Origin of the sequence: Caballeronia sp. GAWG1-1 (assembly GCF_023631465.1) — a bacterium.
Classification (GTDB): Bacteria; Pseudomonadota; Gammaproteobacteria; order Burkholderiales; family Burkholderiaceae; genus Caballeronia.
The window spans coordinates 118,956-129,189 of sequence record NZ_JALQDB010000038.1 but is presented as its reverse complement, the minus strand read 5'-3'; the positions used below and the strand labels follow the sequence as shown (position 1 = coordinate 129,189).

The window sequence follows — 10,234 nt, the reverse complement described above, 5'->3', positions numbered from 1 at the left end:
AGGATCCATCAGCCGCGCAACCGTCGCTCGTGCTATGGCGAGCTGATCCAGATCGATGGCAGCGATCATCGCTGGTTTGAAGAGCGAGCGCCGCAATGCACGCTGCTTGTGTTTATCGATGACACCACCGGACGGCTGATGACGCTGCACTTCACCGCGACCGAGTCGACCTTCAGCTATTTCGAGGCGCTGTCAAAGTACTTGCGCGCACACGGCAAACCGATGGCGTTCCGTAGCGACAAGGCCAGTGTGTTCAATGTCAAGAACCGTTCGAGCACGGCGGGCAAAGGCGTGACGCAATTCGGGCGAGCCTTGTACGAGTTCAACATCGACGCATTTTGAGCAAGCACGAGTCAGGCCAAGGGCCGCGTGGAGCGTGCCAATTTGACCTTGCAGGATCGGCAACGTCTGGACATCCTTTAGAAAAGAAGCGAATGAAACTAAATGCGGGTCAAGATAACCAACGTAATACGCAAAAAATCAAATCAACCGTATTTCCGAGTTAGACATTAATAGCATAATGTTGATTAAGTTAGCTTGCGTCCCCGAACAACCCAAGCAAGCCTCACTCCCTCCCCTGAACCCGTCGCATGATCCGATCAAGCGCCTCCGAATAACTCGCGAAAGTCCCCTTCTGCTGCAACTTCGCGTGAAGCTGCTCGTTGATGCCGCCGGGCGTGCTCGACTCCTTGATCATCTTCGAGAACGGTTGATCGTCTCGCGTCGTATCGTGTGCCAAGCCGACGTGATAACCCGACAAAAACGATCGGGCCGCCTCATACGGCAGCCCTTGGCGAACGAGCCACGCAGCCTGCTCTTCCAGTAGCGCGTAGAAACTGGCCATGGTTGCCGTGACTGCCGACAGTGCATCGAACTGATGTTCGCTGTCTACTTCGACCGCCTTACCCAACGGCCCAAAGAGCGCTCGCGCAGGTGCGCTCGGCGGACAGATGGCCGTGCTGCCCTTGCCTTCCGCGACGGCCGGCAAAGGAACCGCGCGCGCGACACTCGCGGCCGTGCGCACCATGTTGGATACTCGCTCGATCGACACGCCGGCCATGAAGCTGATGACCTGATGCCGTGCATCGAACTCGAGTTCGCCAAGCACCTTTGACGCAAGTTGCGGCACGACCGCGAGACACACGACGTCGCTGGTGTCGAGCACCTCCTGATTGCTGCTGCACACCGCGACGCGCGCGTCGAGACTCGCAAGTTTTGCGGCGATTTCGGCATTGCGCGGCGAAAGCGCAATGTGTTCAAAGGGAACGTCGAACCGAATCATTCCGGTCACGACGGCCCGCGTGATCGTGCCGGTGCCAATGAATCCAATGCGCATAGTGCCTCGTATGGTCTGAGATGAACGGTTCAATCGAGCCCTAGCCACGTGGCCTTGGGCTACATATACCGTATCGTGCCGCAAACTGCGTTGTCATGCCGCGAGCGAAAATAGCAGCCAAGCGCAGTGGCCAATGCCGCAACAACGAGCCGTCGCGACATTGAGTCGGTCATCTATCGATGCGCCTGACGAACGTGCGATGCTCATTCGTGCAAGCGCGCGATCGCCAGCCGAACCAGGGTCCGTGGCGCGAATGGCTTCGCTTCATTTGACCAACTCGACGCCCGACGAAAACTCACGCGATCTCGCTGCCGTTGCACAAGGCGGTGCTCGATGCCATTATCGGCGGCGACGGCCCGCGCGCGAGCGCCGCCATGCTGGAACATCTCGTCGATACGGAAGCGCGCCGTCGACGTTCCGCACGGCTGCAAGGAGACAGCGGCTCAGAGGCGTAAGCGCGCAGTGGTGCCACGCAACATCTTTCGTTTGATCAATCGTGAGGACGTGTCATGGCGATCATCAGTGATGTCAGTAGCGACTATTTCCGCATTCCCTTGCCCGTGCCGCTGTCCGACAGCACGCACGGCCTCATTCCCAATTTCGAGCTGGTCACGGTAACCGTTCGCGATGCCGATGGCGCCCAAGGCGTCGGCTACACCTACACCGTCGGGCGCAACGGCCGTTCGGTTCAGGCGGCGGCAAACGAGATCGCCGAACTGGCCCGGCATCAGGATGCGGACCTGGCCGAAGCGCTCTGGAAATCGATCTGGTGGGCCATGCATTACGGTGGGCGCGGCGGCCCGACTGTCCTCGCGCTATCCGCTTTCGACATGTCGATCTGGGACCTGAAGTCGAAGCGCGCGAACCTGCCGCTCTGGCGCATGCTCGGCGGCTACGATCCCAAGGTGCCGGTCTATGCGGGTGGTGTCGATCTGGACTTTCCACTCGATCAGTTGTTGCGCCAGGCGGAAGGTTTCATCGACCAAGGCTTTCGCGCCATCAAGATGAAAGTGGGACGCAAGAATCTGGCGGAGGACGTGGCGCGCGTCGCGGCCATGCGCGAGATGCTCGGCGACAGCTTCCCGCTGATGGTCGACGCCAACATGAAATGGTCCGTCGACGAGGCCATCCGCGCCGCGCGCGCACTTGCACCGTTCAACCCCGGCTGGCTCGAAGAGCCGACCATTCCCGACGATATCGCGGGTCACGCGAGGATCGTCAGCGAAGGCGGCTTGCCGGTCGCGACAGGGGAAAACATGCGCACGATCTGGGAGTTCCAGCAGATGATCACCATCGGTCGTGTGACGTACCCGGAGCCCGATGTCACGAATTGCGGGGGCATCACGCCGTTCATGAAGATCGCCCATCTCGCGGAAGCGCACAACCTTCCCGTCACCAGCCACGGCGCCCATGACGTGACCGTGCATTTGCTCGCGGCGGTTCCGAATCGCTCTTATCTCGAAGCGCACGGTTTCGGGCTGGAGAAGTATCTGGCCGAACCGCTTCGTATCGAAGACGGTTTTGCTATCGCTCCGGAAAGGCCGGGGCATGGAATCGAGTTCGACTGGAATAAGCTGAAGGCGCTGAAGGCTTGAGCTGGCTGTCGCCTGCTCAAGCGAGCGTCGCGCATGTCTTCGCCAAACGATCGCGTAGCCCGCGATGCCCCGGCGAGCGATGCGTGCGCGACGTTCACTTCTGGTTCGGCAACCGGCCACGTCTTTCGAAGCTGATTACCTTGAAGGTCACCGGAACACGTACACAGTCCGCGCCCGCGCCGAAACCTCACATCACCTTATCCAACGTGATCGGCAGATCCCGAACCCGCTTGCCCGTGGCATTGAAAACCGCATTCGCCACGGCCGCACCCACGCCCGTGATACCGATCTCGCCGACGCCACGCGCGCCCATCGGCGTGTGCGGATCGGCTTCATCGTTCCAGATGACATCGATTCTCGGGACATCGAGATGAACTGGGACATGGTAATCGGCAAGCGATGGATTGATCACGCGGCCGCTTCTCTCGTCGAATTGAGTCTCTTCCATGAGCGCAAGGCCGAGTCCCATGATGATGCCGCCGCGAAACTGGCTTGCAGCCGTCTTGGCATTGATGATGCGACCGCAATCGAACGAACCGAGAAAACGGCTTACGCGAATCTCACCTGTGATGACGTTCACACGCACTTCGCAGAAGAGCGCGCTATGACTGTGCATCGACCAGTGCTGCAATTCGAAAGGCATCGGGGCTTCGGCCTCCACGGTCACTTCATCGCGCTGACCGCGAGCGAGTATGGCGCCGTAGCGTTCGTGCCGGGTTTCGTCGTCGAGCGCGCAAAGGCCGCCGTTGTGGCCGCCAACGTCGTCGGGCAAAAGACCGGATAGCGGCGAACTGTTGCCCGCAAGACGGAGCAGTTCCTTCACGAGCTTGTGATGCGCCGCGATCACCGCAGCGCCAATGGCCGCCGTCTGCTGCGAACCGCCCGCGAGCACCGCGCCGGGCAAGTGTGAATCGGCGTACTTGAACTCGATGTCCTCCATGGCGAGCCCAAGGCGTTCGGCCACGATTTGCGTCTGCGCGGTCGACGTCCCCATGCCCATTTCGTGCGCGGCGATGCTGACGGTCGCACGCCCCGCGCTATTGAGCGTGATGCGCGCCGCACCGCCGGGCATCCGATAGTACGGATACGTTCCCGTTGCGCAGCCCACGCCAACGAGCCAGTCGCCGTCGCGGCGTGCGCCCGGCTCGCCGCGCTCGGCCCAACCGAATCGTTCACGGCCGGTCTTCCATGCCTCGACGATTCCGCGCTGGGAAAATGGCAGTCCCGTCGTCGGATCTTTCTCCGGCTCGTTCTTGAGTCGCAACTCGATAGGGTCCATGCCCATGGCGTGCGCGAGTTCGTCGATGCCGCATTCGAGCCCGAAGGTGCCGACCGCCTCGCCGGGCGCGCGCATGAACGTATTGGCCGTCATGTTCATCTTGACGGTCTCGACATCGAGCAGAAAACTGCGCGACGCATATGCGCTCTTTGCCGGCAAGATGAACGGCTCCGGCATGTTGTTATGAGGCGTCATGGCTACCGTGCCGGTATGAATCAACGCGTCCAGGGTTCCATCAGCCTGGGCACCGAGCGCCACGCGTTGCTCGGTGAGCGTGCGTCCACCGACGATGCGATATACGCCCTCGCGCGTCAACATGATCCGCACCGGCCGTTTCACGAGTTTCGATGCAGCCGCGGCCAAAACCTGGTGTTGCCAAATAGTCTTGGAACCGAATCCGCCGCCGACATACGGTGACGTGACATGCACGTCCTTCTCGTCGATGCCGAACACCTGCGCAATGGTCCACGCTTCGTGCGCGACCGCCTGCACGGTATCGTGGATACGCAGCGTCTCGTCCTTCCAATAGAGCGTCGCCGCATGCAGCTCGATTGGATTGTGATTGTGACGCGGCGTCGTGTAGCGCACGTCGATCTTGTGCGGCGCGGAGGCGAGCATTGCCTCGGCATCCTTGATCTCGAGCTTGAGCGGCTCGCCCTGGAACACGCCCGGCTCCGAGCCGTGCGCCTTCGCTGCCGCCAAGGACGTCACCGCATCGCCTGAGGTCTCGTAAGTCACCTGTATCAGCGACTGCGCGTGGTCCGCCTGCTCTTGCGTTTCGGCCAGCACGAGCGCAACCGGTTGGCCGTTCCAGTGAACCTGATCGTCCTGCATGATTGGCACATCGTCGCCACCCGCGGCCTTGGGCTTCGTCATGAACGCGGGCATCGGCTTCAGACGCGGCGCGTTCTTGTATGTCATCACGAGCACGACGCCCGGCGCGGCGTCCGCCGCCGACGTATCGATCTGCACGATGCGGCCGCGCGCTATCGATGCGTACTCGAGTGCCGCGTACGTCATGCCATCGACTGGAAACTCGGCCGAGAAAGTCGCCTGACCGGACACCTTCAACGGTCCGTCGATACGGCTAACCGGTGCGCCGATCAGCCCGTGCTTGTGAAGGATCAAAGGGTCCGGCTTGCCGCCGGGAATGAAGCTATCGGGTGCGAGGGCGATGGCTTTTTTCATGACCGCCTGCACGGCGTCCTTGAGGATAGGCATTAGCGGATCTCCTTGCGAGCGGTCAGTTTGACCAGTGTGTCGGCGATCACGCGCTGACCCAGTTCGATCTTGAAGGCGTTGTCGCGAAGACCTCGAGCGGACGCGAATTCCGCCGCTGCGGCAGCGCGAAACGCGGCTTCGGTCGCGGGTCCATCCTTGAGCGCCGCTTCGAGCGCGAAGGCGCGCCACGGCTTGTGCGCGACACCGCCCAAGGCGACTTTCACCTCCTTGACCATGCCGCCCTGCACGTCAAGAACCGCCGCCACGGAAACGAGCGCGAAGGCATAGGAAGATCGATCACGGACTTTGCGATAGGCGGATCGGCCCGCCGATTCAGGCGGCAACGTAAGGGCCGTAATCAGTTCGCCTGCCTCGAGCACCGTTTCGATGTTCGGTGTGTCGCCGGGCAGGACGTGAAGATCGACCAGGGGAATACGACGCGCGCCATTGAGGCCTTCGACTTCCACGTTCGCGCCGAGTGCGGCGAGCGCTACCGCCATGTCCGAGGGATGCGTGGCAACGCACGCGGAGGACGCGCCGAAGATGGCGTGCATGCGGTTGAATCCGTCCATTGCATCGCAGCCCGAACCCGGCTCGCGCTTGTTGCAGCGGGCGGCATCATCGTAAAAGTAGCCGCAGCGGGTGCGTTGCAGGAGATTGCCGCCGACCGTTGCCATGTTGCGAATCTGCGCGGAAGCGCCTGCAAGGATGGCTTCGGACAATAGCGGGTAGCGTTCGCGCACGCGCCGGTCAGCGGCCACGGCGGTGTTCTTTACGCCGGCGCCGATTCTCAGGCCGCCGTCATCCGTGTCGTCGATGGCGCATGAGAGGCCCGTGATATCGATCAGCATCGTCGGATGCTCGATCGTCTCTCGCATCAGATCGACGAGATTGGTGCCGCCGCCTAGGTACTTTGCATCCGAACGGGCGCCGGACGTCAGCGCCGCCTGCTGATCCAGGGCGCGTTCATAGGTGAAGGGATTCATTGTTCGACCCCTTGCTCGACGGACTCTTTCTGCGTCTGAACCTTTCCGAACGTGATCTGAATGGCGTCGACGATACCGTTATACGCACCGCAGCGGCACAGGTTTCCGCTCATCCGTTCGCGCAGTTCCGCATCGGTCAGTGAGAAGCCTTCCGCACTCACGTCCTCGCTGACATAGCTCGGCACGCCGCCTCTCAACTCCTTTTCCATTCCGATAGCCGAACAGATTTGACCGGGCGTACAGTAGCCGCACTGAAAACCGTCATGCTCGACGAAGGCTTCCTGAAGTGGATGAAGCGCCCCCGGTGCGCCGAGTCCCTCGACGCTGGTGATCTCGCGGTCCTGATATTGAACGGCCAACGCGAGGCAACTGTTGATGCGCGTGCCATCGACCAGCACCGTGCAAGCGCCACATGCACCTTGATTGCAGCCTTTCTTAGCGCCAAAAAGATGGAGATGTTCACGCAGAAGATCGAGCAGCGACGTTCTTGGATCGAAGTCCAGGTCGACTGCCTTGCCGTTGATAACGAAATGCATGATTGCTCCCGTTGAATTAGAGCTCGCGCCAAGAGGCGGTGTACTGGCTGTTGAAGCGAAATGAGATGCGCCCGGCGACCCCTCGTCGAGCTTGCCCGGACCATTAGGCAAGCGCTGGTTCTTCGTCGATCGGAACTGTTTGATCAGACGCGTCCTTCAGCAAGACCTCGGCTGTTGAAAATCCGAACGACGCATGAGACGCCTGATAGCAATTCATGGACCTCATCTGCCGCAACGGTGCAGGGGCTCTAGGAAACAACCAGTCGCCTTTGACAGCCGCTTGGCGCATTTTGTCCTCATCCTGACCGCAAGCATTCTCGATTCTCGCAAAAAGCCCGCTTATGATGGGACTTTCCCAATCAAGGAGCGTCAAAAATGTCCGCCACCCTTCCCCGCTCGGCTTTGATCATCATCGACGTACAGGAATCGTTCCGTCAGACCGCCGACTGGTCGGATGCCGATCTGCCTGCCTTCAAGAGCGCCATCCTGCGTCTGGACCGTGGCGCGCGCGAAGCCGGCGTTCCAGTCGTCCACATCTTTCACATCGGCAAGGCTGGTCCGTTCACCAGGGAATCCGGCTTTGCCGTGCCGCAGGAGTGGTTGCCGGGCGCGCCCTCCGTGGTCTTCGAAAAACACACGCACAACGCGTTCACCGATACCGGCCTCGATCTCTGGTTGCGTCGCCGGCAGATCGATCATCTCGTCATCACCGGCATCCGCACCGAGCAATGCTGCGAGACCACGACGCGCGTAGCCTCCGACATCGGCTATGCGGTCGACTATGTGACCGACGCCACGCTCACCTTCCCGATGACTCACGCGACGAGCGGACGCGTTTATTCGCCGGCGGAAATCAAGGCGCACACGGAACTGGTCTTGCAGAATCGCTTTGCACGCATCGCCAGCGTCGACGATGCGCTCGCCAATTGGCAAACGTCACGCGCGGCATGAAGCCCGCGACATCCGTATGGTTCGTGCTGACGCCCTCCGTGCTGATGCTCGATTATGCGGGCCCCGCCGAGGCTTTTCGCATGGCGGCCGAATCCGGCGCTTCGTTCGACTTGCATCACTGCGGCCCATTGCCTCGCGTCGCGACCTCCATCGGCACGTTTGTCGACGGCCTCGAACCGCTGCCCGACAAGCTGCCGCCGAATAGCCTCGTCATGGTCGTCGGCACCACGGAATCGCCCGAGCCCGGCACGAGCGCGCCCTTCGATGCGGTCACGCATTGGCTGCGAACCGCGCCGCGCGACGACACGCGCATCGCCAGCATTTGTTCCGGCGCCGTGCTGCTCGCGCGCGCGGGCTTGCTCGCCGGGCGCCGCTGCACCACGCACTTTGCGTTGATCGATCTGCTCAAGCGCGAGGAACCCACGGCGCGCGTGCAGGACGACTGCCTGTTCGTCGATGACACCGACGTGCTGACGAGCGCCGGCATCACGGCGGGCATCGACCTGGCGCTTCATGTGATCGAGCAGATCGCGGGGGCGGAACTGGCTGCGTCAGTGGCGCGACGTCAGGTGATGTACCAGCGCCGCGCGGGAGACGAATCGCAGCTGTCGCCGTGGCTTGCGCATCGCAATCACATGCATCCGGCGGTGCACCGGGCGCAGGACGTCATCGCGCGGGACCCCGCGCGCGCCTGGAGCGTGGCCGAGCTTGCGCAGGCCGCGCACGTGAGCCCGCGGCATTTGAGCCGGTTGTTCGCGGAGCATGCGGGCGTCACCGTGCTGGCGTATCAGCAAAGTCTTCGCGTGGCTCGCGCGCAAAGATTGCTGACGAGCCCGGAGCTGTCGATAGAACGCGTGGCCGAGCAATCGGGGTTCGCGTCGGTACGCGACTTTCGCCGTGTCTGGAGGCGATATCACGATACGGCACCGCGCGAGTATCGGAGTGCAAGCGCCGTCTGAGCGGCGCGTCGAACTTCCGCTCGCTGCGCGACGGACCGCTTTCTGTAATCACGCCCACAGATTGCAACGGCTCCCCGATGCACAATCGATCCGGAAAACGCGGCGCCATTCGGCGCCCACCGCGTGCACGGAGGAGCAATGGGTTGGAAGAGTCTGCTGACGGAATTGCCGGTCTGGGCGATTGGACGCTTGAACCCGGCACGGCATGATCCGCATCGCGACGTGCCGCGCGAAATCCTCGTGCTGCGCCCGAACGATTTCGGTGAATTGCTGACCACCACGCCGATCTTCGAGGCGCTCAAGAAGCGTTTTCCGACGACGCGCCTTGTTGCGGGCATCGGCGGTTGGGGGCGGCCGATTCTGGAAAACAATCCGTTCATCGACGAGATCGTCGAGATCGATGCGCCTTGGAACAACAAGCTCGTCCAGGACCGTTCACCGCGTAACGTCCTGCGCTTTCTACTGTCGTCGCCGCAAGTCGCCGCGCTGCGCAGGCGTGGCGGCTTCGATGTCGGCATCGACGTGCTCGGCAGCTACATGGGCGCGCTTTTGATGATGCGCTTAGGCGTGCGCTACCGCATCGGCGTGCGCGGCTATCGCGGCGGTCACAGCGGATGCCAGGAATTTATCGACTTCGCGCGTCGCCAAAGTGGACGCGCCGCGCTTGCGCAGGCCGAACTGCTGGGCGCGACCGATCTGCCGGAAGCGCGGCCGCAACTCTTTCTTACCGCGGATGAGCGCGCGCAGGCCGCGAACGTCTGGCACGCCGCCGAGTCTGGCAATCGCCCAGTGCGCGTGCTGGTCGGCATCGGGGCAGGCGTGCCGACCAAGGTCTGGGATCCAAAACAGGTCGGCGCGGCGCTCGCGCGGGTTGCGTCGGCGCTCAACCGAACCGACGACGCCTGCGACATCCTGATCGTGGGCAGCGCCGCCGACAAGGCGCGCGCCGCCGAAGCGATCGCCGCCGCCGGTCCGGGCGTGCCGGTTCGTTCGGTGGCGGGAACGTTGTCGATGCGAACGGTTTTCGCGCTTGCCGAATCGGCGGATGTCGTGCTGACGAACTCTTCCATGCTCATGCACGTGGCGGCCGCGTTTCGTCGGCCGACGGTCGCGGTGATCGGCGGCAGCATCACGAGGCCGAACGTTCACGACGCGATCTGGGGCTATCCGGAGCAGTATCGGAGTGTCTCGCCGGATAGCTATGTCGAACATGCACCGAATAAAAACTGGCCTTCTGTCGACCGGGTCGTCGAGGCAGTACTGGACTCCGTGCGCGAGCGGCGCCCTGCTGCAACGCAGAGCTGAACTTCGCCAGCGATAACGCCGCGCCGCCTACGGACGGCGGCGCGTGAGATTCTCGGCTTCGCCTCG

8 protein-coding genes and 1 pseudogene are annotated in these 10,234 nt (G+C 62.3%); 5 read left to right on the top strand and 4 right to left on the bottom strand.

The features are described from left to right. A pseudogene (locus NCT03_RS28345) lies at window positions 1–402 on the top strand (transposase family protein); the annotation flags it as partial. A gap of 163 nt (window positions 403–565) precedes the next feature. Here NCT03_RS28345 and NCT03_RS28340 read toward each other — a convergent pair. Beyond that, window positions 566–1,336 (bottom strand): pyrroline-5-carboxylate reductase, encoded by a 771-nt coding sequence (locus tag NCT03_RS28340; protein WP_250494773.1) that lies wholly within the window; start codon window positions 1,334–1,336, stop codon window positions 566–568. 509 nt (window positions 1,337–1,845) lie between these two features. Between NCT03_RS28340 and NCT03_RS28335 the strand changes: the two genes are divergently transcribed. Continuing rightward, window positions 1,846–2,931: a mandelate racemase/muconate lactonizing enzyme family protein gene (locus tag NCT03_RS28335; protein WP_250494772.1), complete on the top strand. Its 1,086-nt coding sequence runs from the start codon at window positions 1,846–1,848 to the stop codon at window positions 2,929–2,931. Between the two features lie 187 nt (window positions 2,932–3,118). Here NCT03_RS28335 and NCT03_RS28330 read toward each other — a convergent pair whose 3' ends face one another. The 3 genes from NCT03_RS28330 to NCT03_RS28320 are packed head-to-tail and all read right to left on the bottom strand — an operon-like array spanning window position 3,119 to window position 6,953. Continuing rightward, complete coding sequence (locus NCT03_RS28330) at window positions 3,119–5,431, bottom strand: xanthine dehydrogenase family protein molybdopterin-binding subunit (protein ID WP_250494771.1); 2,313 nt, start codon at window positions 5,429–5,431, stop codon at window positions 3,119–3,121. Then, window positions 5,431–6,417: an FAD binding domain-containing protein gene (locus NCT03_RS28325; RefSeq protein WP_250494770.1), complete on the bottom strand. Its 987-nt coding sequence runs from the start codon at window positions 6,415–6,417 to the stop codon at window positions 5,431–5,433. Before NCT03_RS28325 ends, NCT03_RS28330 begins: the two co-directional genes overlap by 1 nt. Further along, window positions 6,414–6,953: a 2Fe-2S iron-sulfur cluster-binding protein gene (locus tag NCT03_RS28320; protein ID WP_250468302.1), complete on the bottom strand. Its 540-nt coding sequence runs from the start codon at window positions 6,951–6,953 to the stop codon at window positions 6,414–6,416. The genes NCT03_RS28325 and NCT03_RS28320 overlap by 4 nt, the downstream gene beginning before the upstream one ends. 375 nt (window positions 6,954–7,328) lie before the next feature. On the opposite strand from NCT03_RS28320, the gene NCT03_RS28315 reads away from it, so the two are divergent. The 3 genes from NCT03_RS28315 (at window position 7,329) to NCT03_RS28305 (ending at window position 10,168) form a co-directional block, all read left to right on the top strand. Beyond that, entirely contained in the window at window positions 7,329–7,904 is a 576-nt protein-coding gene (locus NCT03_RS28315; RefSeq protein ID WP_250494769.1) for an isochorismatase family protein, read from the top strand. Continuing rightward, window positions 7,901–8,863 carry a GlxA family transcriptional regulator gene (locus NCT03_RS28310; RefSeq protein ID WP_250494768.1) on the top strand — a complete coding sequence of 321 codons (963 nt, stop codon included), beginning with the start codon at window positions 7,901–7,903 and terminating at the stop codon, window positions 8,861–8,863. Before NCT03_RS28315 ends, NCT03_RS28310 begins: the two co-directional genes overlap by 4 nt. A 138-nt stretch (window positions 8,864–9,001) precedes the next feature. Next, window positions 9,002–10,168, top strand: a complete 1,167-nt coding sequence (locus tag NCT03_RS28305; protein WP_250494767.1) for a glycosyltransferase family 9 protein — start codon at window positions 9,002–9,004, stop codon at window positions 10,166–10,168. The last annotated feature ends 66 nt before the right edge of the window (window positions 10,169–10,234 follow it).